The 23,457-nt window shown below is 56.5% G+C and carries 22 protein-coding genes; 12 read left to right on the top strand and 10 right to left on the bottom strand.

The window, feature by feature from the left end:
- Nucleotides 1–51: 51 nt before the first annotated feature.
- Entirely contained in the window at nt 52–1,497 is a 1,446-nt protein-coding gene (locus EKN83_RS14490; RefSeq protein ID WP_126801190.1) for a PLP-dependent aminotransferase family protein, read from the top strand.
- Here EKN83_RS14490 and EKN83_RS14495 read toward each other — a convergent pair.
- The gene (locus EKN83_RS14495) at nt 1,469–2,353 is read right to left on the bottom strand and encodes a LysR family transcriptional regulator (protein ID WP_126801191.1); all 885 of its coding nucleotides are present in this window, start codon (nt 2,351–2,353) and stop codon (nt 1,469–1,471) included. The two genes, EKN83_RS14490 and EKN83_RS14495, sit on opposite strands and share 29 nt — an antisense overlap.
- Nucleotides 2,354–2,488: 135 nt before the next feature.
- On the opposite strand from EKN83_RS14495, the gene EKN83_RS14500 reads away from it, so the two are divergent.
- Nucleotides 2,489–3,469, top strand: a complete 981-nt coding sequence (locus EKN83_RS14500) for an NAD(P)H-dependent flavin oxidoreductase (protein WP_025758593.1) — start codon at nt 2,489–2,491, stop codon at nt 3,467–3,469.
- A 66-nt stretch (nt 3,470–3,535) separates the two neighbouring features.
- Here EKN83_RS14500 and EKN83_RS14505 read toward each other — a convergent pair whose 3' ends face one another.
- Nucleotides 3,536–3,982: a hypothetical protein gene (locus EKN83_RS14505; protein ID WP_126801192.1), complete on the bottom strand. Its 447-nt coding sequence runs from the start codon at nt 3,980–3,982 to the stop codon at nt 3,536–3,538.
- A gap of 75 nt (nt 3,983–4,057) precedes the next feature.
- On the bottom strand, nt 4,058–5,113 hold the full coding sequence (locus tag EKN83_RS14510) for an SDR family oxidoreductase (protein ID WP_126801193.1): 1,056 nt from the start codon (nt 5,111–5,113) through the stop codon (nt 4,058–4,060).
- Nucleotides 5,114–5,210: 97 nt separating this feature from the next.
- Here EKN83_RS14510 and EKN83_RS14515 point away from each other — a divergent pair, with 97 nt between their 5' ends.
- Together EKN83_RS14515 and EKN83_RS14520 are read left to right on the top strand one after the other, a co-directional pair.
- Entirely contained in the window at nt 5,211–6,098 is an 888-nt protein-coding gene (locus tag EKN83_RS14515) for a LysR family transcriptional regulator (protein WP_126801194.1), read from the top strand.
- Between the two features lie 83 nt (nt 6,099–6,181).
- Nucleotides 6,182–6,451 carry a hypothetical protein gene (locus tag EKN83_RS14520; protein WP_126801195.1) on the top strand — a complete coding sequence of 90 codons (270 nt, stop codon included), beginning with the start codon at nt 6,182–6,184 and terminating at the stop codon, nt 6,449–6,451.
- A gap of 8 nt (nt 6,452–6,459) precedes the next feature.
- Here EKN83_RS14520 and umuC read toward each other — a convergent pair whose 3' ends face one another.
- From umuC to EKN83_RS14535, 3 genes are all read right to left on the bottom strand, one after another.
- Nucleotides 6,460–7,722 carry a translesion error-prone DNA polymerase V subunit UmuC gene (umuC, locus tag EKN83_RS14525; RefSeq protein ID WP_025758586.1) on the bottom strand — a complete coding sequence of 421 codons (1,263 nt, stop codon included), beginning with the start codon at nt 7,720–7,722 and terminating at the stop codon, nt 6,460–6,462.
- Entirely contained in the window at nt 7,706–8,140 is a 435-nt protein-coding gene (gene umuD / locus EKN83_RS14530) for a translesion error-prone DNA polymerase V autoproteolytic subunit (RefSeq protein ID WP_025758584.1), read from the bottom strand. Before umuD ends, umuC begins: the two co-directional genes overlap by 17 nt.
- A 159-nt stretch (nt 8,141–8,299) precedes the next feature.
- The gene (locus tag EKN83_RS14535; RefSeq protein ID WP_045284901.1) at nt 8,300–9,166 is read right to left on the bottom strand and encodes an aldo/keto reductase family oxidoreductase; all 867 of its coding nucleotides are present in this window, start codon (nt 9,164–9,166) and stop codon (nt 8,300–8,302) included.
- A 145-nt stretch (nt 9,167–9,311) separates the two neighbouring features.
- Between EKN83_RS14535 and tcp the strand changes: the two genes are divergently transcribed.
- Nucleotides 9,312–10,973, top strand: a complete 1,662-nt coding sequence (tcp, locus tag EKN83_RS14540; protein WP_025758580.1) for a methyl-accepting chemotaxis citrate transducer — start codon at nt 9,312–9,314, stop codon at nt 10,971–10,973.
- A gap of 33 nt (nt 10,974–11,006) precedes the next feature.
- Here tcp and smrA read toward each other — a convergent pair whose 3' ends face one another.
- Both smrA and EKN83_RS14550 read right to left on the bottom strand, forming a co-directional pair.
- Nucleotides 11,007–11,570 (bottom strand): DNA endonuclease SmrA, encoded by a 564-nt coding sequence (gene smrA / locus EKN83_RS14545; RefSeq protein WP_126801196.1) that lies wholly within the window; start codon nt 11,568–11,570, stop codon nt 11,007–11,009.
- Between the two features lie 356 nt (nt 11,571–11,926).
- A complete protein-coding gene (locus EKN83_RS14550) occupies nt 11,927–12,838 on the bottom strand; it encodes a LysR family transcriptional regulator (protein ID WP_025758577.1) in 912 nt (303 codons plus the stop codon).
- A gap of 175 nt (nt 12,839–13,013) precedes the next feature.
- Between EKN83_RS14550 and EKN83_RS14555 the strand changes: the two genes are divergently transcribed.
- The 7 genes from EKN83_RS14555 (at nt 13,014) to uspE (ending at nt 20,185) form a co-directional block, all read left to right on the top strand.
- Nucleotides 13,014–14,324, top strand: a complete 1,311-nt coding sequence (locus EKN83_RS14555; RefSeq protein WP_126801197.1) for a M20 family metallo-hydrolase — start codon at nt 13,014–13,016, stop codon at nt 14,322–14,324.
- The gene (locus EKN83_RS14560; protein WP_126801198.1) at nt 14,324–15,769 is read left to right on the top strand and encodes a M20 family metallopeptidase; all 1,446 of its coding nucleotides are present in this window, start codon (nt 14,324–14,326) and stop codon (nt 15,767–15,769) included. The genes EKN83_RS14555 and EKN83_RS14560 overlap by 1 nt, the downstream gene beginning before the upstream one ends.
- 36 nt (nt 15,770–15,805) lie before the next feature.
- A complete protein-coding gene (gene abgT, locus EKN83_RS14565) occupies nt 15,806–17,332 on the top strand; it encodes a p-aminobenzoyl-glutamate transporter (protein ID WP_126801199.1) in 1,527 nt (508 codons plus the stop codon).
- Nucleotides 17,333–17,342: 10 nt separating this feature from the next.
- Nucleotides 17,343–17,858 carry a methylated-DNA--[protein]-cysteine S-methyltransferase gene (ogt, locus tag EKN83_RS14570; protein WP_025758573.1) on the top strand — a complete coding sequence of 172 codons (516 nt, stop codon included), beginning with the start codon at nt 17,343–17,345 and terminating at the stop codon, nt 17,856–17,858.
- Nucleotides 17,859–18,041: 183 nt separating this feature from the next.
- On the top strand, nt 18,042–18,794 hold the full coding sequence (gene fnr / locus EKN83_RS14575; protein WP_006174991.1) for a fumarate/nitrate reduction transcriptional regulator Fnr: 753 nt from the start codon (nt 18,042–18,044) through the stop codon (nt 18,792–18,794).
- 148 nt (nt 18,795–18,942) lie between these two features.
- Nucleotides 18,943–19,125 carry a hypothetical protein gene (locus tag EKN83_RS14580; RefSeq protein WP_224752873.1) on the top strand — a complete coding sequence of 61 codons (183 nt, stop codon included), beginning with the start codon at nt 18,943–18,945 and terminating at the stop codon, nt 19,123–19,125.
- 109 nt (nt 19,126–19,234) lie between these two features.
- Entirely contained in the window at nt 19,235–20,185 is a 951-nt protein-coding gene (gene uspE / locus EKN83_RS14585) for a universal stress protein UspE (RefSeq protein WP_025758570.1), read from the top strand.
- Between the two features lie 81 nt (nt 20,186–20,266).
- On the opposite strand, the gene pntB is transcribed toward uspE, so the two are convergent.
- Nucleotides 20,267–21,655: a Re/Si-specific NAD(P)(+) transhydrogenase subunit beta gene (gene pntB, locus EKN83_RS14590; protein ID WP_025758569.1), complete on the bottom strand. Its 1,389-nt coding sequence runs from the start codon at nt 21,653–21,655 to the stop codon at nt 20,267–20,269.
- A 10-nt stretch (nt 21,656–21,665) separates the two neighbouring features.
- The gene (gene pntA, locus EKN83_RS14595) at nt 21,666–23,195 is read right to left on the bottom strand and encodes a Re/Si-specific NAD(P)(+) transhydrogenase subunit alpha (RefSeq protein ID WP_045284906.1); all 1,530 of its coding nucleotides are present in this window, start codon (nt 23,193–23,195) and stop codon (nt 21,666–21,668) included.
- Between the last annotated feature and the right edge of the window lie 262 nt (nt 23,196–23,457).

A 23,457-nucleotide genomic window follows, 5' to 3' on the forward strand; every position in this document is an offset into this window, starting at 1 on the left:
ATCATTGGCTGTATAGTCAGTTTTATCGAAAATTAGCCTGAACAGATACCCATGTCTGCCCCGTCCCCACACTATCGCCGTATTGCTGAGATGTTGCGCCTCACGCTCTCTTCTGGCGCATTGCAAGTCGGTGACCGCATGATCTCCGCACGTAAACTGGCAGAACGCGAGTGCGTTAGCCTCCCGACGGCGCTTGAAGCCCTTCGCTGTCTCGAAGCGGAAGGGCTGATTGTTGCGCGGCCGCGTTCAGGTTATTACGTCCATCAGACCCGTCTCCTTCCGCGCGTGGAACCCTCCCGTTCCCCGTCAGGCCCGGTCCCTGTCACTATGTCCGCCGTGGCCCGATCGCTGTTCAGCAGTGCAGAGGCTCGTCTGATCCCGCTGGGCGCCGCCCTGCCCGATCCTGCGTGGCTGCCGGGTGATGCGCTGCAACGGGCGTTGCACTCCGCGGGGCGTCGTCTGGACGCGCACGGGCAGAACTATAGCCTGCCTCCGGGAAGGGGAGATTTGCGAAGTAAGATTGCCGCGCGGGCTGCGCAGTGGGGAGCCCGGTTCGGCGCGGACGATCTCATTATCACCGCGGGCGCGACGCAGGCGCTACGCCTGGCCCTGCGGGCAGTGTGTCAGCCTGGGGATGTTGTGGCGATTGAACAGCCAGCCTACTTTGGCACGCTCCTGCTGCTGGAAGATTTAGGCCTGAAGGCCTTAGAAATCCCTACCGATCCTGTTGAAGGTCTGTTACTGGAACCGCTGGCAGACGCCATACGCTGCCACCGTCCCGCAGCCGTTCTGGCCTCACCCACCGTGCAAAATCCGCTGGGCGCCAGTATGCCCGTCGCGCGCAAGCAGGAACTGGTTACCCTGCTTGAAGGCGCAGGTATTCCTTTGATAGAGGACGATGTCTACGGAGACCTGGTCGGCGAAGGGCAACGTCCGCCTGCCTGTAAGGCGTTCGACCAGAGCGGAAATGTGATTTACTGCAGTTCCCTGTCTAAAACGCTTGCCCCGGGCTGGCGAATCGGCTGGATTGCCGCCGGACGCTACCACACTCAGGTCTTACAGACCCGCATGGCCGGAGACTGGGCAGGCACGCCGCTGCTGGAAGCCGCGACGAGTGAGGTGCTGGCAAGTGGCGACTACGATCGTCACCTGCGCCGGCTAAAGCGCCGGATCGCAGCGGGAATACGCGCCGTCGTGGCGCGGGTCGAAGCCAGCTTTCCACCCGGTACGCGCCTTAACGTACCCGCAGCCGGTTTTCTGCTGTGGGTAGAACTCCCTCAGCAGGTCAACGCGCTGGAGGTGCATCGCCGCGCGCTGGCGCTGGGCATCGGCGTCAGCCCTGGCCCCCTGTTTTCCCCGGGGGCAGAATTAACGCATTTTCTGCGGCTGAACTGCGCAAACGAACCGACACCCCGCCTGCTGAACGCCGTCGAACAGATTGGCGCACTGTGTCACACGCTGGCTGTTTTCACACCAGACTCTCCAGCCACTCGGTAAAGACCCGCACCTTGCGGGAGAGATGGCGGTGTGGGTAGAGCAGTGACAGCTTGCGATCCGGGGAGCGATAGTCTGGCAGGACTTCAACCAGAAGACCGCGGTCAAGGTAAGGCTGGAGAAAGAGGTTCATCCCCTGCATTAACCCCAGCCCGGCCAGGCCTGCCGCGATGTAGGCCTCGGAGTTATCCACCACGAGCTTACCGGGTAGCGCGATCTCCGCGACGCCTTCTGGCGTGGTAAACGTCCACGGCTGAATGTGTCTGCTGCTGTTATTAATCCAGTTGATGGCCTGATGCTTTCGCAAATCATCCAGCGTTTCTGGCGTACCGTGTTGTGCCAGCCAGGCCGGACTGGCACAGGTCGTAATTTTAATGTTCCCGATTTTACGCGCGATATAATCGCCGTCGTCCAGCTCGCCCACCCGCAGCACACAGTCCAGCCCATCCCGCAGCATATCCCGACGGCGGTCCGAGCTGCTCAGAATGATGTCAATCTCGGGATGCTGGCGATAAAAATCAGGCAGGTTGGGTATCACCCGCAACGCCGCAAACGAGATGGGCATATCGATTCGCAGCTGGCCGTGTATCGGCCGATCGGCGCCAAACGATTCCAGTAATTCGTCCGCCTGCGCCAGCAGGGGTTTACTCCGGCGATAAAATGCTTCTCCATCCGGGGTCAGGCTAATCCGACGCGTGGTGCGTTGCAGTAGCCGCGTGCCGCTGTGCTGCTCCAGTAGCTGCAACGCTTTGGTGACGGCCGGGCGATGGACCCGCAGATTCTCCGCCGCCTGGGTAAGGCTCCCTGATTCGACAATCTCAATAAAAATTCTCATGGATTCAAAGAGGTTTATTTGCATAAGGGATGCTTTTGCCGTAAGCAGGATAAGATTATTGTTATTAATTTTATAACAGTGATGAATATTTTTGGCTATTTTTCCTAACAATCTTGCGCCCTACACTCTCCTCCATTCAAACGTAAGGGAGAGTCTGCTGTGAAAAATAACCGTATCTGTCAGATCCTGGGCATCGAAAAACCTGTTATTCAGGGACCGCTATCCTGGCTCACTGACGCCCGCTTAGTCGCTGCAGTCAGCAATGCCGGCGGGCTTGGCGTGCTGGGCCCCAACGCCGGCTTAACCGCCGACACCGCGGTCTCCACGCCGGAAGAGACCGCCGAAAAAATGCGGGAAGAAATTCGTAAAACGAAGCGGCTGACCGAAAAGCCCTTTGGCGTGAACCTGATCCCCACGGCCGTTAACGACGTCTGGACAGGCCCTATCCTTCAGGTGGTGAAAGAGGAAGGCGTCAGGGCCGTTGTGTATACGGGCTATGGGGAAGGCAGCATTATTCCGGCGCTGTTCAGCGAGCTAAAAGAGGCGGGTATCGCCATTATCTACCGCGACATCAACCCCACCCCGGAAAACACCCGCCTCGCAGAAGACGCGGGGGCAGACATTATCGTTGCCACCGGTTTTGATGAGGGCGGAACGTTACCCGCCACGGCGCTTGGCACCTTTTCCATCGTGCCGCTGATTGCCGATGCCGTGAAGCATATTCCGGTGATGGCGGCGGGCGGCATTACCGATAATCGCACCGCCAGAGCGGCGCACACCTTAGGCGCTGAAGGCGTATTTGCCGGCTCGGTGTTTATCAGTACGGAAGAAAGCCGCGTGCCGCAGGGGGTCAAAGATAAAATTGTTGCCGCCAACGGTCTCGATTTACTGCTTTTCCGCACTGTCCCCCATTACTACCGCTCTCTTCCCGGCAGGCTGGCGGAAAAACTGGCAGCGATGGATAAAGCTGGCGCAAGCAACGAAGCGCTGGGCAAGGCGATGGGCGGATTACGGGGCCTGCGCCTGGGCATGCTGGAAAATAATACCGATGAAGGGTATATCGCGCTCGGCACGGGGATCGGGAATATTCACAGCGTGAAAAGCGTGGCCGAGGTGGTTAATGCGTTAACGGTTGAGTAAGCCCTTAACCCTGATGCTCCGGACGCTCCCCACGGGCGGCGTCCGCAAACCGTCTGCGGTTGTTTTTCATAAATTGAGCAATGAGCGTTTTTTCACGACAGCGTCAGGATTGGCTCTTTTTACCGCTGCCAGAAAAGCCGTGAAGTTATGATTCCAGAGGGTAAGATTGTTATAAAACTGCACCTGCTTTTCATTAGCACCGTCACGATAAATAACAATCCAGACCCGTCTGCTATTTATCTCGGTATTCCCCGGCCCGATCTTAATGATATTCGCCAGCGCAATTTTACGGGTGGCGTTATTTTTAACCTCATATAAAAACTGGTCATCATAAAACCAGGTTTTACCTGCATTCCCGCCAAATATTGACGGGTTAGCGGATATTTTTTTCATCCCGTTGCGGTCTGTAATGATGCGTTTTGCCTGACGAATACGTCTGATAAAAAATCCGGACAATATGAAAAGCGCAATGAGGGGCAGCGCGACTGATATTATTTTTAGGCTCTCGTGCATATCCCTGCCCCACCCTACATGATTCTCAAGACGTGAGTATAACGCGCCGATCGTTGATGACAACAACCCTTAGCGTCAGGGAATAATCCGCGCGGCTCTCAGCTGCGCGAACAGGCTGAAAAACATCTCATCAGTCGCCTGCATTTTCGTGAAGCCCGACCGCCGGAGTTTGCTCCCGTCACCGAACATGTCGTAATGCCAGCTAAAGACGAAATCGGCAAACTGCCCGTCGCTCAGTTTCAGAATATCCGCTTCCACCAGCCGTTCCCCGGCAAGCTCGCGCCAGACGTCGCGATAATCCGTAAACAGCTGGCGAAATGACAACCTCACCGGCGGCGCAGTGTCCAGCTCAAACCAGCGAGCGATGCGCGGCCACAGCTCGCTCCAGCGCCAGATATCGCCATTATTCACGTTGAATGCCTGATTCTGTGCCGCAGGTGACGTGGCGGCCCATAGGGTGGCTTCGGCCAGCAGCCCGGCGTCGGTATGGTCAACAATACTGTGCCAGGTCTGTTCCGAACCGGGAAAACGCAGCGGTAACCCCTGAGCCTTGCACAGCGAAGCGTACAGGGCGATGCTCAGCGCAAGGTTCATGGTATTGCCCGGCACTGAACTTCCCACCACGCCCGGCCTGATGGCGTTCCAGTGCCAGCGTTTCCCGCGCTGAAACTGGCTGAGCCAGGTGAGCTGCGCGGCGTTAAATTCCGCCCCCGGCACGCCGGGATCGCTTTCACGCGCCGGGGTTTTAAACGGCCCCAGATGTGCACCGTAGACTTTGTACCCCTGCATCAGGCTTACCGTCTGCAAAGGCGCCGTTTTTTCAAGCGTGCTGACCAGATTACGCAGCATTGTAACGTTCGGCTCGACCATGTCCGTCCAGTTCGCCGCGTTCGCCCAGGCGCTGTAAAAGAGATGAGTGATGCCATCCAGGACGCGCAGCGCCCGGGCGCTGTCCTGCGCATCCAGTAAATCGACGTTCACCATCGGAATGCCATCCGGATGGGTGACGCCGTGGCGACTGAGGCCGATCACCTCCCACTTGTGATGCAGGAGCGTCCTGACAAGCTGTCTGCCGACAATGCCGCTGGCCCCCGCGACCAACGCGACGTTGTGTTGCTCTCTTTTATTCATGGTGTTTCTCCAGAATGGGTGACAGATGCAGTGTCATATATTATTTTTTTAGCGGATATCCCCTCACTTCGATGGCACCTATCAGAAAAACCATTAAATGAATAACAAGCTCAACGCCATTTCTACTTTTCTCTGTGTCGCGCAGGCAGGATCCTTTTCTGCAGCCGCCCGCCAGAGCGGAATGAAACAATCTGCCGTTAGCCAGCAGATCGCCGCCCTTGAGCAGGAGCTCGGCGTGGTGTTACTGCACCGAACAACGCGCACCATGAAGCTGACCGAGCAGGGGGAGCGTTATCGTCGGGACATGCAGCTGCTGCTGGACGCCATGCGGGAAGCGGAGAGGCGGCTCAATCCCGTCGACCACCAGTTTCAGGGCAGCGTGCACGTCCAGCTGCCAAGCGGCCTGGGGCAGATTGTGTTGCCCCATTTACTGACGCTGCAACGCCTGCATCCCGAACTGCATCTGATGATTTCTCTTGATGACCGGATTGCCGATCTGGTGACGGAGGGTGTGGATGTGGCGATACGGCTGAGCAGCGAGCCCCCGCAGGCGCATGCGGCTCGCGTGCTGGCGCGTATTGAAACGGCTCTGTTTGCCGCCCCCGGTTTTCCGGCGGTGGACGACGTCAGCGAACTCGCGACGCTGCCGCACGTACGGTTTAGCGGCATCCCGCCGGATGTTCCGCTGAGGCTGATTGCTGCTGAGGAAACCCTTGAGGTGAAGGTGAATACCGTTTTCCGGGCCAATACCAGCGACGCGCTGTTACAGGCGCTGGAGGCAGGCATCGGGCTCGGCGGCATGCAGCGCCCGCTTGCGGCCCGCGCGCTGCAGGCCGGCACGCTGGTACCGGTATTGCCCGGCTGGCGGTTACCCGACCGCGTTCTCTATGCCGTCTACCCTGACGCGCGCTTTATTCCACAACGCGTCCGCAGCGTCGTGGGCGTGATTGAGCAATTACTGCCTGAAATCGTAAAGAAAAGCTAAACGTTGCTTGCGCAAATCGCGTGCTTTTTTTAACCGCAAGGCATAGTGTATTTTCACCCTATCCTCCTCTTACTGGAGCACGTATGCAGGATTACCGTTTTTTCCAAAAAGGCACGAACCTGATTGCGATCGAGAGCGAAAATATCGACGCGGCCGCGCAACTCATCGCTCAGGGGTTTGAAAAACAGTTTGAGGAGATCGGCGCCACGGATGAGAAAACGGCGCTTATCCGCCTTGCTGATATTCGTAAAAATAATGACATCGATCGCCATAATTTCCTGGCAGGTGCGGGTGAAATGCCGTGGATCGGCATGCTGACGGCCGCGGCAACCTGGCTGACGCAAAAGAAATAGCGCCACTATTACTTCGCCACCGGCAAATCCGCGTATCGCGTTGTATAAGCCGGTGACAGCATCTCGCGCTTCATTGCCCAGGCTTTCTCAATACCCTGCCCCGCAAACCAGATCTTCCCTTTGCCGGAGTGATTTACGCTGTCGATCATCTCCATCAGCGCCGCACTGTTGGCGCGCAGACGGTTATCGTCAAACAAATTAAGCTGCGCGACGCCGCTGCTGAAAAAGTCCGCCAGCATCACCCCGGCTTTCATATAGCGATACCCGTCGAGCCAGATTCGCCCCAGCGCCTCCGTGGCGGCACGGATAATATCCCGCGAGTCATTGGTGGGCGTCATCAGGGTGACAGAGGCCTGATTGCCATAATAAATTTCGTTGTCCGCATGCGGACTGGTCCGCACAAACACGCTGATAAAACGACAATACTGATGCTCGCCGCGCAGTTTCTCTGCGGCACGTTCCGCATAGGCGCAAATCGCCTGGTGCATCTCTTCGTATTGGGTTATACGGTGACCAAACGAACGGCTACAGATAATTTGCTGCTTCGTGGGGGTGTACTCCTCCAGATCAAGACAAGGCTCACCGCGAAGCTCGCGCGCCGTACGTTCCAGCACCACGTTAAAATGTTTGCGAATGACCCAGGAGGATGCTTCCGCCAGCTCCAGCGCCGTGGTAATTCCCATCGCGTTAAGCTTTTTCGTGATGCGCCGCCCTACGCCCCACACCTCCTCAACCGGAACCTTTGCCAGCAGTTTCCGCTGCCGCTCGCGATCCGACAGATCGACCACGCCGCCAGTGCCGGACCACCGCTTCGCTGCATAGTTGGCCAGCTTTGCCAGCGTTTTCGTCGGGGCAATACCGACGCCAACGGTTAAGCCCGTATTTTTAAAGACCTGCGTGCGCATCTGGTGACCGAATGCTTCCAGCGCCAGGCAGTTACTGACCCCTGAAACGTTCACGAACGCCTCATCAATGGAGTAAATCTCTATTGCCGGGGCGAGATCGGTCAGCGTCTGCATCACCCGACTGCTGAGATCGGCATACAGCGCATAGTTTGAACTAAACACGTAAACCCGTGACGGAAAACGCTTCTCTTTGAATTTAAAATACGGCTCACCCATTTTTATGCCGAACTGCTTTGCCTCCCGCGACAGTGAAATAATGCAGCCGTCGTTATTGGAAACCACCACGATGGGCTTCCCCTCCAGATCGGGGCGGAACACCCTTTCGCAGGAGGCATAAAAGCTATTTACATCAACCAGCGCGAACATGTTTATGCGTTTTGAGGGTGTGGGTGACGACGCCGAAGATCTGCAGCTCCTCTTCGGACTGAAAGGTAATCGGCTGATAGCGAACGTTATGTGGCAGCAGCCGCAGAACCGGACGGGTCTGTAACTCCTTCACCGTAAACTCTCCGGCGACCGAGGCCACAACGATATCCCCATGCCCGGCAGTTAGCGAACGGTCGACAACCAGCAGATCGCCGTCGCCAATCCCTGCGCCAATCATGGAGTCTCCACTCACCTTGATAAAATAGGTCGCACTGGGGTGTCTCACTGCCAGCCGGTTAAGATCGAGACGATCCTCTACATAATCCTGCGCCGGACTGGGGAAACCACAGGCTACACGCTCTAAAAATAAAGGTAATTCAATGTATTGGTTTGGATGATAAGAAAAGAGAGTGTCCATAATGCCTTTCTCGCCAGATACTGTATATAAATACAGTATTACGGATTATGGCCAGGGATCAAGGTCATTTCCGGAAGCGCACCCAAACGCGTTGAAGTGTCAGAAGATTTAAAACGCGCAAAGCCCAAAAGCACATGTCGGGCTTCGCGCCTGTGACGATCAGTCCATCAGCGTATTCAATGTTTCCAGTGCGTCAGGCGGCAGCTCCAGTTCGCCCGCCGCGAGGTTTTGCCGCAGATGCGCCACGGACGAAGTGCCCGGGATCAGCAGGATATTCGGGGAACGTTGCAGCAGCCATGCCAGCGCAACCTGCATTGGCGTTGCGCCCAGCGAGTCGGCAACCGCCTGCAGCCCGGAAGATTGCAGTGGCGTAAAGCCGCCTAACGGGAAGAATGGCACATACGCAATCCCCTGCTGCGCCAGCAGATCCACCAGCGCATCGTCCCCCCGGTTCACAATGTTGTACATGTTCTGCACGCACACCACCGGCACCATTTTCTGCGCTTCCGCAACCTGAGTGGCCGTGACGTTGCTCAGGCCAATGTGACGCACCAGCCCCTGCTGCTGGAGCTCTGCCAGGGTGGAAAGCGGTTCAGCAATCGATCCTTCCGCCGGCCCGTGCGCGCTAAACATGATCCGCAGATTCACCACGTCCAGCACATCCAGCTGCAGATTACGCAGGTTGTCATGCACCGCCTGCGTCAGCTCCTGTGCGGAAAAGGCCGGTAGCCAGGCGCCTTTGCTGTCGCGACGGGCGCCAATTTTGGTCACAATCGTCAGATCGTCCCGGTACGGATGAAGCGCCTCGCGGATCAGCTGGTTAGTCACATGAGGGCCATAAAAATCACTGGTATCAATGTGATTTACCCCCGCCGCCACGGCTTCACGTAACACCTCCAGCGCGGCATTTTTATCCTTCGGCGGCCCAAATACGCCCGGCCCGGCCAGCTGCATCGCACCATAGCCCAGTCGTTTAACCGTTCGCGTTCCGAGCGCGTATGTCCCGCTTTTATCAATGCTGCTCATGTTGACCTTCCTCATAAAAAATGATCCGGGTTTACAACAGGTTCCCTCACGGGCCCCTGAGTTAAGCGCGAGTTAAATTAAAGTTTAAATTCTCTACGACGATAGTATTGAAGAAACCCTGCATCTTCTCTAACGGACGACCGCTATGCTGAAAAATCTGCACGTGATTACCGGTATTATCTTTGCCCTCACCATATTCTGTCTGTTGCAAGTTGTCACGGGAGGGTTGTTCTACTCTGCCGTCAGTAACGATCGCCATAACTTCCAGAATTCCGGTGTGCTCAACGCTCAGCAGGAAAGCCTGAGCGACAGCGTGAACACGCTGGTGAAAACACGCGTCACCGTGACCCGCGTGGCGATCCGCTACCTGAAAAATCAGCGCGATCCGGCATCCCTTGCGGCGATCAATAAACTGCTCGGCACCGCAGGTGACTCGCTGGCAAAAGCCGAAGCCTATAACAAAGCGTGGCAAAAACTGCCGCAGGTTAACGGCCAGAACGCGGCATTGACCGACGAGATGCAGAAGTCCTGGAACCAGATGCACGAAGTGATGCGTTTGTCGATTGAGTATCTGCGTGCCGACAACTACCAGGCCTATGGCGATCTGGACGCGCAACAGGCGCAGGACGATATGGAAGCGGTCTATAACCGCTGGCGCGCCGAAAACAACACTCTGCTGAAAGCCGCCGCCGAAGAGAATCAGAGCAGCTTCACGCAGATGCAATGGACACTGGCGGCTATCTTGCTGGCCGTTATCGCGGTACTGGTGGTCATCTGGCAGGGTTTACAACACCTGTTGTTAAAACCACTCAACACCATTATGAACCATATTCGCGCGATTGCCGGGGGCGATCTGACGCAGGAAATCACCCTTTCTGGCCGCAATGAGATGGGCCAGCTGGCCGCCGGTCTGCATGAAATGCAGCAATCGCTGGTGACCACCGTCAGCGCCGTACGCGGCAGCACCGATTCCATCTACACCGGTGCAGGCGAAATTGCCGCAGGAAGTAACGATCTTTCCGCCCGTACCGAGCAGCAGGCAGCCTCGCTCGAAGAGACCGCCGCCAGCATGGAAGAGCTGACGGCGACGGTTAAACAGAACTCCGATAACGCCCGTCAGGCGACCCTGCTGGCGAAGAATGCTTCAGAAACGGCGGCGCGCGGCGGTCACGTGGTGGATAACGTGGTTCGCACCATGACCGAAATTGCCGACAGTTCGCAGCAAATTGCGCATATTACCGGCGTGATTGACAGTATCGCATTCCAGACCAACATTCTGGCACTTAACGCAGCGGTGGAAGCCGCCCGCGCCGGGGAACAGGGTCGCGGTTTTGCGGTGGTCGCAGGTGAAGTCCGTACGCTGGCAAGCCGCAGCGCACAGGCGGCGAAAGAGATCAAAGGGCTTATCGAAAACTCAGTCAGCCGGGTAAATACCGGTTCTGAGCAGGTCAGCGAGGCTGGCTCCACCATGAAAGAGATTGTCGCCGCCGTCACCCGCGTGACCGATATTATGGGTGAGATTTCCTCTGCGTCTGACGAGCAGAGCCGGGGAATTGAGCAGGTAAGTCTGGCCGTTTCGCAGATGGACAGCGTGACGCAGCAAAACGCCGCGCTGGTGCAGCAGTCCGCCACGGCGGCGGCGGCGCTGGAAGATCAGTCCGAACAGCTGCGTCAGGCCGTCGCCGCGTTTCGTCTGAACGGAAAAGAGAAAGCGGTCGCCCCGCGCCCGACGAATGTGAAAACGCCACAGCTGTTGCGACCGGCAACGACAAGCGCGTCTGCCGACAGCAACTGGGAAACCTTCTGAGTCACCGGCGGGCGAGTGTCTCGCCCGCTCTCATTAGCGGCTGCGCTTGGCGTGCCGCTCCCAGTTCTCCTGTTTCGCTTCATCGGATTTGCGCAGCGAGACATAGCATGCCCCGCTGCCGCCGTGATGCGGCAGCGCCTCGCAGAAAGCCTGCACTTCCCCGAACTCGGTCAACCAGCGCGCCAGATAGCTGCGCACGACATTCGTATGTGAGCTCTGCTCGCGCCCTTTCCCATGAATGATAATCAGGTTACGTAACCCGTCGCGCCCGGCCTGGCGAATAAACGAAAACAGCATCTGACGGCAGCGTTCGGCGGGCTGGCGCAGGAGATTTAAGCTGGCCTGGCGGGGGTATTTACCCGATCGCAGCTTATCGATAACGCCCTGCTGTACCCCATCGCGCCGGAACGCCAGAGGCTCGTCAAGGGGCACCAGTTCAAGAAAACCCAGCGTCAGGAAGTTATCCAGCTGTTCACTATCTACCTTCTCGCGCACCCGCGTATTGCGGCTCGGCTGCCAGTGAATATCCGGGCCGCGCTTCAGGGGCTGGACATCCTCCATGGCGTCAAGAAAATAAGATTTGTCGTCAGGGTTCATGGACATCCTCCGGCTACAACTAAGGAGGGTACTATACCTGCGCCGGGAAGAGGCCTCAATCACCGTTAACCGCCGTCGCGCGACATAAATATTAACCCGATGAATATATATAGTATTTATAAAACACGCTTTAATCTGACTTAACTTAAATTTCAGCAAACGTAAAATAAGTGATTTGTGTTAAAAATTCGTAAAATCAAATACTCAACCCTCTTCCCTTTTTCGGGAAAGGTGTTATACCTAAATATACCTGCTTCATGGATATAATACTCAGGACTGGCGAAAGGACGCACTGCTGTGTGTACTGGAGGGTCTGTCAGATGTCGGACAGACCCTGTTTTTTTACGTTCTTTTTCTCACGCCGCGACTATTTTTCGCGCTTCTCTTCGGAATTGCGTAATTAAAGATTCGGCAAGGGGTGTCTGACGGGAATCACGGCGCTGAATTAAATAATATGCCGCTTTTGGAAGCGATTCGACAACCGGCAACATCACCAGTCGATGCGCCAGCAGCGGGTCACAGCCCAGTTCCTGCGGCAGAATGCTTAAAAAATCACTTTGCGCGACCAGGCTAATACAGGAGGAGAATGTTTCGCAGACAACCCCTATTCGCGGTATTTGTGCGCGATGGCTAAATACCTCTTCCAGTTGCTTATAATAACTCCCCCGCGGCGTCGGCATTGTCCAGTTATAATGCAGAAGTTCATTAATTGAGGTTGCTTTGGTCGCCGGATGTCCTTCCCGGCAAAATACCGCAAACGACTTTTCGAAGAGTTTTTCAAACGTAAACTCGTGGTCATAAGGCCCCTGATAATAGGTGTTGATGGTGAAATCGAGTTCCCCCTGGCGTAATTCATTGATCATCGACACCAGCTGCCCTTCCATAATCCGCACCTTGACCTGCGGGTGCTGCGCGTGAAAGCGGGAGATCACCGCGGGCATCAGGCTGCGTGAAACGCTGGCCCCCATCCCGATATTGATCTGCCCGGCCAGCTCCCCCTGCCGCTGACGGATGTCATCCTGCGCCGCGCGCAGCTCTTCCAGAATCAACTTCGCGCGCTGGTAGAAGCCCTCCCCACATTCGGTCAACGCAACGCCCTTACTTCTGCGCACGAAAAGCTGCGCCGCCATGCCCTCCTCCAGCTCTTTGATGGATTTGGTCAGCGCCGGCTGCGAAAGATTCAGCGTCCTGCTGGCACCGCGAATGCTGCCCTGACGAGCGACTTCGACAAACGCCCGGATTTGATGAAATTTAATCTGAAATGACATAGCCCGACCGATAACCGTTGTTTATCAGAGTAAAGAAACTGTCATCTACTTTAATGGAAAGGGATGTGCGAGGGTAATTCCTGAACGGTTAAAACTGTGAAAAAACGGTTAGTGATAAGTAAAAACTATCACAGCGTGAAGCAGTTCACATATTTTAATGATGACAGGAACAGATATGGACACACTGACGCAGTACATCCAGACCCTAACCCCGCAGCTGAGCGCATGGCGTCGCGATTTTCACCAGTTTGCTGAATCCGGCTGGGTGGAGTTTCGTACCGCGGCGAAGGTCGCAGAAACCCTGGACTCGCTGGGTTATGAGCTGGCGATGGGGCGCGACGTGGTGGATGCCGAAAGCCGAATGGGCCTGCCCGATGAGGCCACCCTGGCGCGAGAATTTGCCCGCGCCCGTGCGCAGGGCGCGCCGGAGAAATGGCTGGCGCCGTTTGAGGGCGGGTTTACCGGGATTGTCGCGACCCTGAATACCGGCCGCCCGGGCCCAACCCTGGCATTTCGCGTGGACATGGATGCCCTGGATTTAAGCGAAGCACACGATCAAAGCCACCGCCCGTTCCGCGACGGGTTTGCCTCCTGCAATCCCGGGATGATGCACGCCTGCGCACACGACGGCCACACTACGATTGGTCTGGGGCTGGCGCAGGTACTTAAGCAGAATGACGCGCAGCTCAGCGGCACCCTCAAGCTGATCTTCCAGCCTGCAGAAGAAGGGACGCGCGGCGCGCGTGCCATGGTGGCCGCCGGAGCGCTGGATGACGTGGACTATTTCACCGCCATCCATATTGGCACCGGCGTGCCTGCCGGGACGGTGATCTGCGGCAGCGATAATTTTATGGCGACCACCAAATTCGACGTGAACTTTACCGGCGTGGCCGCACACGCTGGCGGCAAACCGGAGGACGGACGTAATGCCCTGCTCGCCGCCGCGCAGGCCGCCATCGCGTTACACAGCATCGCCCCGCACAGCGAAGGCGCATCCCGGGTGAACGTCGGGGTGATGCAGGCAGGCAGCGGGCGCAACGTGGTGCCCGCCAATGCCCTGATAAAGGTTGAAACGCGCGGCGAAAACGAAGCGATTAACCAGTATGTCTTTGAACGGGCGCAGGCGGTCATTACCGGCGCGGCGGCGCTCTACGGCGTTAAGGCAGAGATGCGCCTGATGGGGGCTGCCACCGCCAGCTCGCCGACACCCGCCTGGGTTGATTATCTGCGCGAACAGGCCAGCCAGGTTCCGGGGGTGGTTCACGCTATCGACAAGGTCAAAGCGCCAGCAGGCTCCGAAGATGCCACGCTGATGATGGCCCGCGTGCAGCAAAACGGCGGCATGGCGTCCTATATGGTGTTTGGCACGGCGTTGAGCGCCGGACATCACAATGAAAAATTCGACTTCGATGAGCAGGTCATGACGGTCGCCATCGAAACGCTGGCGCGGACGGCGCTCAATTTCCCGTGGACGCGAGGTGTGTAATGCAGGACAACTACGCTTTTATTGCCGATGCGATCGACACGCGATGTCGCACGTTAACCGACATCGCCGATGCGATCTGGGATCATCCTGAAACCCGCTTTGAAGAGTTCTGGTCCGCCGAACGGCTTGCCAGCGCGCTGGAAGCCGAAGGTTTCACCCTCACGCGCGAGGCGGGCGGCATTCCTAACGCCTTTATTGCCAGCTTCGGCAGCGGAAAACCGGTTATCGCCCTGCTGGGTGAATACGATGCGCTGGCCGGGTTAAGCCAGCAGGCACACTGTGCGACCCCACAATCCGCCACGCCGGGGGCTAACGGCCACGGCTGCGGGCATAATTTGCTGGGCACCGCAGCCCTTGCCGGGGCGGTCGCGGTAAAAAGCTGGCTGGAGCAGCACGGCAGCGGCGGGACAGTGCGTTTTTACGGCTGTCCAGGTGAGGAAGGCGGCTCCGGGAAAACCTTTATGGTGCGCGAAGGGCTGTTTGACGACGTCGATGCCGCCGTGACCTGGCACCCGGAGGCCTTTGCCGGGATGTTTAACGTCAGCACGCTGGCCAATATTCAGGCCGCCTGGCGTTTTAAGGGGGTGGCGGCACATGCGGCCAACTCTCCGCATCTGGGGCGCAGCGCGCTGGATGCGGTGACGCTGATGACTACCGGCACCAACTTCCTCAACGAACACATTATTGAGAAAGCGCGCGTCCATTACGCCATTACCGATACCGGCGGGATTTCGCCTAACGTGGTGCAGGCGCAGGCCGAAGTGCTGTACCTGATCCGCGCCCCGGAGATGGCCGATGCACAGCAAATCTACGAACGTATCGAAAAAATCGCCCAGGGCGCGGCGCTGATGACCGAAACCACCGTCGAGTGCCGCTTTGATAAAGCCTGCTCCAGTTACCTGCCAAACCGCACGCTTGAGGCGGCGATGTATCGCGCCCTGCAGCACTACGGCACGCCGGAGTGGACCGACGAAGAGCGAGAGTTTGCCCGCGAGATCCGCGCCACGCTGACGCCCAACGATCTGCAAAACAGCCTGAAAAATATTGCCGCCACGGGTGGCGAAGCGGGTAAAGCCTTTGCCCGTCGTCATCAGGCGACGCTGCTGGTGGATGAAGTCGCGCCTTATGCCGTCACCGATAACGTGCTGGCGGGTTCAACCGACGTGGGTGACGTCAGCTGGAAAATGCCGGTTGCCCAGTGCTTCAGCCCCTGCTTTACCGTCGGCACGCCGCTGCACACCTGGCAGCTGGTGGCGCAGGGACGAACCTCGATTGCTCACAAAGGGATGCTGCTGGCCGGGAAAGTGATGGGCGCAACCGCGCTGAATCTGCTGCAGGATGCGGCGCTGCTGAAAAAATGCCGTGAAGAGTTTGAACAACACATACAAGAAAAACCGTACGTGTGTCCGATCCCACCGGGCGTGACACCGTCACCTTTAAAATAAAAAAACACAACAACACAACACTCCCGAGGAACGCCCATGAGTATGTCATCCATACCTTCGCATTCCCCATCCGGTAAGCTCTATGGCTGGGTTGAAAGGATCGGCAATAAAGTGTCGCACCCTTTCCTGCTTTTTATCTATCTGATTGTGATATTGATGGTTGTCACCGCCGTGCTCTCCGCCTTTGACGTTAGCGTGCGCAGCCCGGCCGACGGCAGCCTGGTGGCGGTGAAAAATCTGCTGAGCATTGAGGGATTGCACTGGTTTTTACCCAATGTGATTAAAAACTTCAGCGGCTTCGCTCCGCTGGGTGCCATTCTGGCACTGGTGCTGGGGGCCGGGCTCGCGGAGCGCGTGGGCCTGTTACCGGCTCTGATGGTGAAAATGGCCTCTCACGTCAGCGCACGTTACGCCAGCTACATGGTGCTGTTTATCGCCTTCTTCAGCCATATCTCTTCCGACGCCGCGCTGGTGATCATGCCGCCGATGGGGGCGCTGATCTTCCTCGCCGTCGGGCGTCACCCGGTGGCAGGACTGCTGTCGGCGATTGCCGGCGTCGGATGCGGTTTTACCGCCAATTTGCTGATTGTGACTACCGATGTTCTGCTGTCCGGCATCAGTACCGAGGCGGCGAAAACCCTCGATGCGGCCATGCACGTCAGCGTGATCGACAACTGGTACTTTATGGCAAGCTCGGTCATTGTCCTGACGATTGTCGGCGGGCTGATTACCGATAAAATCATTGAGCCGCGCCTGGGGAAATGGGAAGGCCGTAGCGATGAAAAACTGGAGACACTGAGTAAAGAACAGCGCTTCGGCCTGCGCGTGGCGGGCGTTGTCTCGCTGGCCTTTATCGCGCTGGTGGCGTTGATGGTGGTGCCGGAAAACGGGATATTGCGCGATCCCGTTAAACATACCGTCCTGCCCTCGCCGTTTATTCAGGGCATTGTGCCGTTGATTATCCTGTTTTTCTTTGTCGTATCGCTCGCCTACGGTATCGCCACTGGCAAAATCCGCCGCCAGGGCGATCTGCCGCAGCTGATGATCGAGCCGATGAAAGAGATGGCTGGCTTTATCGTGATGGTGTTCCCGCTGGCGCAGTTTGTGGCCATGTTTAACTGGAGCAACATGGGCAAGTTTATGGCCGTTGGCCTGACCGACGCGCTGGAAGCTGCCGGGCTAAGCGGCGTACCGGCGTTTGTCGGTCTGGCGCTGCTCTCGTCGCTGCTGTGCATGTTTATCGCCAGCGGCTCCGCCATCTGGTCGATTCTGGCGCCGATCTTCGTACCGATGTTTATGATGCTTGGGTTCCACCCGGCCTTCGCGCAGATCCTGTTCCGCATCGCAGATTCCTCAGTCATTCCCCTTGCGCCGGTTTCGCCATTTGTTCCGCTGTTTTTAGGCTTCCTGCAGCGCTATAAACCCGAGGCGAAACTGGGTACCTACTATTCGCTGGTTTTACCCTATCCGCTTATCTTTTTAGGGGTATGGCTGGTGATGTTAGTGGCGTGGTATCTTGTCGGCCTGCCGATTGGACCGGGGATCTACCCGAGGCTGAACTAAAGGAATGAAGATGCTGAGATTACTCGAAGATAAGATTGCGACGCCGCTTGGGCCGCTGTGGGTGATCGCCGACGAGCAGGGTTGTCTGCGCGCGGTTGAGTGGGAAGAGCACAGCGACCGCATGGAAGAACTGCTCGATATCCACTACCGCGTACAGGGGTATGAACGTATCCGCGCCACCAACCCGGGCGGACTGAGCGACAAGCTTACAGCGTACTTTGAAGGCGATCTCAGCATCATTGACAGCCTGCCAACTGCCACGGCCGGCACGCCTTTCCAGCGCGAAGTGTGGCAGGCGCTGCGGGCTATTCCCTGCGGACAGGTCATGCATTATGGGCAACTCGCGGAGCAACTCGGTCGCGCCGGGGCCGCACGCGCAGTGGGGGCCGCGAATGGCGCTAACCCGGTCAGCATTGTGGTGCCCTGCCATCGCGTAATTGGCCGCAACGGTACCCTCACCGGCTATGCCGGCGGGGTGCAGCGAAAAGAGTGGTTACTGCGTCACGAAGGGTATCTCTTGCTGTAATTCCCAGGCTTTTTGTGCTTAATTTTCTTCCGGTTAGGCTAAAAATCCATAATCAAGCTGTGGAATTTCAAGAAGATGGCGACATGATGCCGTCTCTTGTCCTTATTGAGGGTTTGTCAGGCTTACGTACTTACCAAAAAGATGTTAAAATTGACCAATATCAATTAAGGCTTGAGCAAACCTATGATCCCGGAAAAGCGAATTATACGACGCATTCAGTCTGGCGGTTGTGCTATCCATTGCCAGGATTGCAGCATCAGCCAGCTCTGTATCCCGTTTACCCTGAATGAACACGAACTTGATCAGCTTGATAATATCATCGAGCGTAAAAAGCCGATTCAGAAAGGGCAAACGCTGTTTAAAGCCGGAGACGAACTGAAATCGCTCTATGCTATCCGTTCTGGCACCATCAAGAGCTACACCATCACCGAACAGGGTGACGAGCAGATCACCGGCTTCCATCTGGCAGGCGACCTGGTGGGCTTTGATGCCATTGGCACGGGTCACCATCCGAGCTTTGCTCAGGCCCTTGAAACCTCAATGGTTTGCGAGATCCCGTTTGAAACCCTGGACGATCTGTCCGGCAAGATGCCTAACCTGCGTCAGCAGATGATGCGTCTGATGAGCGGTGAGATCAAAGGCGATCAGGACATGATCCTGCTGCTTTCCAAAAAGAATGCAGAAGAGCGCCTGGCGGCGTTTATCTATAACCTCTCCCGCCGCTTTGCCGAGCGTGGTTTCTCTCCGCGTGAATTCCGTCTGACCATGACCCGTGGCGATATCGGTAACTACCTGGGCCTGACCGTGGAAACGATTAGCCGTCTGCTGGGCCGTTTCCAGAAAAGCGGAATGCTGGCTGTTAAAGGTAAATACATCACCATCGAAAACGGTGAAGCGCTGGCCGTTCTTGCCGGGCATGCCCGCAACGTGGCATAACGCCCCGCAGATAACCTGCCAGACCCATAAATTTCCATGATTTATGGGTCTGGCCTGTAACACGTCCGTTCACTGACAGTTTCACCGCAGTACGTCACCACACAGTAACCTGGAAGGTTCTCGTTGAGGTTATGAATTGAGAGAAAGTTTGTTTTTCGTTTCAGTCGTGATCGCCTCAGTGACCTTTATCTTCATCTGGATCATGCTTGTCGGCCCAATGAAGGGGGAAGAAAAAACCTATGTTCAGGATTCCACGACGTTTGCGATAGTGGTGATGGTACTGCTGTTTATTGCGTTTATCGCAGTCACCGCGACGGTGCTTTTCCTCTGATAAATTTTCATGAATTATTGATCTGGCAAAATTTCCCCTCTGTTTCATTCAGGATATATAGGTTACTCTTTTAATTACAGACTGTGGTGACAGTAGTAAGGAGACCTGTATGGCAAAGTATCAAAACATGCTGGTAGCTATCGATCCGAATCAGGACGATCAGCCGGCATTACGACGTGCTGTGTATTTACATCAACGGATTGGTGGCAAAATCAAAGCGTTTTTGCCGATCTATGACTTCTCGTATGAGATGACCACCCTTCTGTCGCCTGACGAGCGCACCGCGATGCGTCAGGGCGTGATCAGCCAGCGTACCGCGTGGATCCGCGAACAGGCTAAATATTATCTGGAAGCGGGTGTGCCCATTGATATTAAAGTGGTGTGGCATAACCGGCCTTTCGAAGCCATCATCCAGGAAGTCGTTGCCGGTGGACACGACCTGCTGCTGAAGATGACGCATCAGCATGACAAGCTGGAATCCGTGATCTTCACACCAACCGACTGGCATCTGCTGCGTAAATGCCCTTGCCCGGTCTGGATGGTGAAAGACCAGCCGTGGCCTGAAGGCGGGAAAGCCGTTGTGGCAGTGAATCTCGCCAGCGAAGAGGATTATCACAATTCGCTGAACGAAAAGCTGGTCAAGGAGACCATCCAGCTGGCTGACCAGGTTAACCACACCGAAGTGCATCTGGTGGGAGCCTACCCGGTTACCCCGATCAATATCGCCATTGAGCTGCCTGAATTTGACCCGAGCGTGTACAACGACGCGATCCGTGGCCAGCACCTGCTCGCAATGAAAGCGCTGCGCCAGAAATTCAGCATTGATGAAAAAATGACCCACGTGGAAAAAGGCTTGCCTGAAGAGGTGATCCCGGATTTAGCCGAACATCTGCAGGCCGGGATTGTGGTACTGGGCACCATTGGACGAACCGGGATCTCTGCCGCGTTCCTCGGCAATACCGCTGAACAGGTAATCGATCATCTGCGCTGTGACCTGCTGGTGATCAAGCCGGATGAGTACCAGACGCCGGTTGAGCTGGACGATCCGGAAGACGATTAACCCCTAACGCCCGGGTAAGCGTCAGCGCCACCCGGCAAAAAAAAACCGCCGAATTCGGCGGTTTTTTCGTTTCAATGCAACTTACAACGCTTTCAAAATCGCATCCACACTGGCTTTGGCATCGCCAAACAGCATGTGGGTGTTCTCTTTGAAGAACAGCGGGTTCTGCACCCCGGCATAACCGGTATTCATGGAGCGTTTAAACACAATAACGTTCTGCGCCTTCCACACTTCAAGAACCGGCATCCCGGCGATTGGGCTACGCGGATCGTCCTGCGCTGCCGGGTTAACGGTGTCGTTAGCGCCAATGACCAGCACGGTGTCGGTGTCCGAGAAATCGTCGTTGATCTCGTCCATCTCCAGCACGATATCGTAAGGCACTTTCGCTTCCGCCAGCAGCACGTTCATGTGGCCTGGCAGACGCCCTGCCACCGGGTGAATACCAAAGCGAACCTTGATGCCGCGCGCGCGCAGCTTCTCAGTGATCTCGGCAACCGGATACTGCGCCTGCGCCACTGCCATGCCGTAGCCCGGGGTAATGATGACCGAGTGCGAGTTTTTCAGCATCTCGGCGGTATCTTCCGCGCTGATCTCACGGTGCTCACCCACTTCTTCGTCAGCGCCGGTTGAAGAGCCGTCGGAACCAAAACCCCCGGCGATAACGCTGATGAACGAACGGTTCATCGCCTTACACATGATGTAAGACAGAATCGCACCCGAAGAACCTACCAGCGCACCGGTAACAATCAGCAGGTCGTTGCTCAGCATGAAACCCGCTGCCGCCGCTGCCCAACCGGAGTAGGAGTTCAGCATGGAGACCACCACTGGCATATCCGCACCACCAATGGAGGCCACCAGGTGCCAGCCAAACGCCAGTGCAATGATCGTCATCACCAGTAACGCCAGTACCTGCAGGCCCACGCTTTCGGTACGCACGAAGACCACCAGCAGCACAAACGAGACCACCAGCGCCGCCAGATTCAGCTTATGACGGTTTGGCAGCATCAGCGGTTTTGAGGAGATCTTCCCGCGCAGTTTGCCGAAGGCGACAATGGAGCCGGTGAAGGTGACCGCACCGATGAAGATACCGAGGAACACTTCCGTCAGGTGGATGTTCACCAGAATCGGTTCCAGACCCGGCGTGTGGTACAGGTAGCTGTTGAAGCCCACCAGCACCGCAGCCAGGCCCACGAAGCTGTGAAGAATCGCAACCAGCTCCGGCATCTCGGTCATTTCAACGCGTTTCGCCAGACGAATACCAATCGCCCCACCGATGATCATCGCCACCAGGATCCACGCCACGTTGCCGGTATCCGGCCCGAAGATGGTGGCAATCAGCGCAATCGCCATCCCGGCGATACCAAAGTTATTTCCCTGCTGAGACGTTTCGTGTTTGGAAAGCCCCGCCAGACTGAAAATAAACAGGATTGCAGCAACAATGTATGCGGCTGTCACTAATCCTCCAGACATATGCTACCCCTTAGCCTTTACGAAACATTTTCAGCATGCGCTGAGTCACGGTGAAACCACCGAAAATATTGATACTGGCGATCAGCACTGCGATAAAGCTCAGGAAGCTGATCCAGCCGCCGTGACCAATCTGCAGTAATGCCCCCACCACGATGATCCCGGAAATGGCGTTGGTCACCGACATCAGCGGCGTATGCAGCGCATGGGAGACGTTCCACACCACGTAGTACCCTACGACACAGGAGAGCGCGAAGACGGTAAAGTGGCCGAGGAACTCTTTCGGGGCAACGTCAGCCAACCAGCCGAACAGAATAATCGCCAGCGCCATGAGCGCGTATTTGCGCCACGGTGACGCCGGTTTGGCAGGCTCTTTCGGCTCAGGCGCCGCTTTTGGCGCTGCCTGAGGCTGGGCCGAGACCTGAATCGGTGGCGCAGGCCAGGTGATTTCACCTTCACGGACTACGGTGACGCCGCGCACCACCACATCGTCAAAATCAATGGCGATGTTGCCGTCTTTCTCTTTACAGAGCAGCTTCAGCAGGTTGACGAGGTTAGTACCGTAGAGCTGAGAAGACTGGGTTGGCAGGCGGCCTGGCAGGTCGGTATAACCGATCACCTTCACGCCGTTAGCGGTCGTGGTCACCTGATTCGGTACGGTATATTCACAGTTACCGCCGTTTTGCGCGGCCAGGTCGACAATGACGCTGCCCGGCTTCATGGAATCCACCATTTCACGGGTGATCAGCTTCGGTGCCGGTTTACCCGGAATCAGCGCGGTGGTGACAATAATATCGACATCTTTCGCCTGCGCGGCGAAGAGTGCCATTTCGGCTTTGATAAAGGCTTCGGACATCACCTTCGCGTAACCATCACCGCTCCCCGCTTCTTCCTTAAAGTCCAGCTCAAGGAATTCGGCGCCCATACTCTGGACCTGTTCCTTCACTTCAGGACGGGTGTCAAATGCGCGTACGATAGCGCCCAGGCTGTTTGCCGCACCGATGGCGGCAAGACCCGCCACGCCCGCGCCAATCACCATGACTTTTGCCGGCGGGACTTTACCCGCAGCGGTGATTTGACCGGTAAAGAAGCGACCAAATTCGTGGGCGGCTTCCACAATAGCGCGGTAACCGGCAATGTTTGCCATGGAACTTAAGGCATCCAGCGACTGCGCACGCGAAATACGCGGCACGGAGTCCATGGCCATCACCGTCACGCCACGGGCCGCCAGCTTTTCCATCAGTTCAGGATTTTGCGCAGGCCAGATAAAGCTCACCAGCGTCGTCCCTGGATTCAACAGTGCAATCTCACTCTCTTCCGGTGCGTTGACCTTCAGAATAACCGGCGACTGCCAGACGTCAGCACCGTCGACCACCTCCGCACCAGCCTGGATAAAAGCGTCGTCATCGAAACTCGCCAGTTTGCCTGCGCCGCTTTCAACCGCGACGGTAAAACCCAGTTTCAGCAGTTGCTCCACCGTTTTCGGTGTTGCCGCTACGCGGGTTTCATTGGCTAACCGTTCTTTTGGTACCCCAATACGCATAGTTTTCCCTTCCATCGGTTTTTGATGATGGTTTATCGATAAATGACCGCGGTTTGTATCAATTTTCGCCAACGCACGCGCGACGCGAGATGATTAACCCCGGAAAATAAAACAGTAACAAACTGTCTATAACCTACTGAAAATAGCGCCCGTGATCTACCGCCAGAAAACACTATTTCTTACTTTATCTGTGAAAAATAAGCGATCGGCGTCACTGACAGTGATATTTACCTTAAATTCTTCGCCGGAACCGATAAATCGC

The organism is Enterobacter sp. WCHEn090032 (assembly GCF_003986875.1).
GTDB classification, from domain to species: Bacteria; Pseudomonadota; Gammaproteobacteria; order Enterobacterales; family Enterobacteriaceae; genus Enterobacter; species Enterobacter sichuanensis.

Excerpts from the sequence above, each read along its gene's own strand:
- EKN83_RS14555 (WP_126801197.1), top strand. The coding sequence starts at position 13,014 with ATGGACACACTGACGCAGTACATCCAGACCCTAACCCCGCAGCTGAGC.
- EKN83_RS14560 (WP_126801198.1), top strand. The coding sequence starts at position 14,324 with ATGCAGGACAACTACGCTTTTATTGCCGATGCGATCGACACGCGATGT.
- EKN83_RS14495 (WP_126801191.1), bottom strand. The coding sequence starts at position 2,353 with ATGCAAATAAACCTCTTTGAATCCATGAGAATTTTTATTGAGATTGTC.
- umuD (WP_025758584.1), bottom strand. The coding sequence starts at position 8,140 with ATGGACACTCTCTTTTCTTATCATCCAAACCAATACATTGAATTACCT.
- EKN83_RS14535 (WP_045284901.1), bottom strand. The coding sequence starts at position 9,166 with ATGAGCAGCATTGATAAAAGCGGGACATACGCGCTCGGAACGCGAACG.
- tcp (WP_025758580.1), top strand. The coding sequence starts at position 9,312 with ATGCTGAAAAATCTGCACGTGATTACCGGTATTATCTTTGCCCTCACC.
- EKN83_RS14490 (WP_126801190.1), top strand. The coding sequence starts at position 52 with ATGTCTGCCCCGTCCCCACACTATCGCCGTATTGCTGAGATGTTGCGC.
- EKN83_RS14505 (WP_126801192.1), bottom strand. The coding sequence starts at position 3,982 with ATGCACGAGAGCCTAAAAATAATATCAGTCGCGCTGCCCCTCATTGCG.
- uspE (WP_025758570.1), top strand. The coding sequence starts at position 19,235 with ATGGCAAAGTATCAAAACATGCTGGTAGCTATCGATCCGAATCAGGAC.
- ogt (WP_025758573.1), top strand. The coding sequence starts at position 17,343 with ATGCTGAGATTACTCGAAGATAAGATTGCGACGCCGCTTGGGCCGCTG.
- EKN83_RS14515 (WP_126801194.1), top strand. The coding sequence starts at position 5,211 with ATGAATAACAAGCTCAACGCCATTTCTACTTTTCTCTGTGTCGCGCAG.
- EKN83_RS14550 (WP_025758577.1), bottom strand. The coding sequence starts at position 12,838 with ATGTCATTTCAGATTAAATTTCATCAAATCCGGGCGTTTGTCGAAGTC.
- fnr (WP_006174991.1), top strand. The coding sequence starts at position 18,042 with ATGATCCCGGAAAAGCGAATTATACGACGCATTCAGTCTGGCGGTTGT.
- pntB (WP_025758569.1), bottom strand. The coding sequence starts at position 21,655 with ATGTCTGGAGGATTAGTGACAGCCGCATACATTGTTGCTGCAATCCTG.
- smrA (WP_126801196.1), bottom strand. The coding sequence starts at position 11,570 with ATGAACCCTGACGACAAATCTTATTTTCTTGACGCCATGGAGGATGTC.
- EKN83_RS14520 (WP_126801195.1), top strand. The coding sequence starts at position 6,182 with ATGCAGGATTACCGTTTTTTCCAAAAAGGCACGAACCTGATTGCGATC.
- EKN83_RS14510 (WP_126801193.1), bottom strand. The coding sequence starts at position 5,113 with ATGAATAAAAGAGAGCAACACAACGTCGCGTTGGTCGCGGGGGCCAGC.
- pntA (WP_045284906.1), bottom strand. The coding sequence starts at position 23,195 with ATGCGTATTGGGGTACCAAAAGAACGGTTAGCCAATGAAACCCGCGTA.
- abgT (WP_126801199.1), top strand. The coding sequence starts at position 15,806 with ATGAGTATGTCATCCATACCTTCGCATTCCCCATCCGGTAAGCTCTAT.
- umuC (WP_025758586.1), bottom strand. The coding sequence starts at position 7,722 with ATGTTCGCGCTGGTTGATGTAAATAGCTTTTATGCCTCCTGCGAAAGG.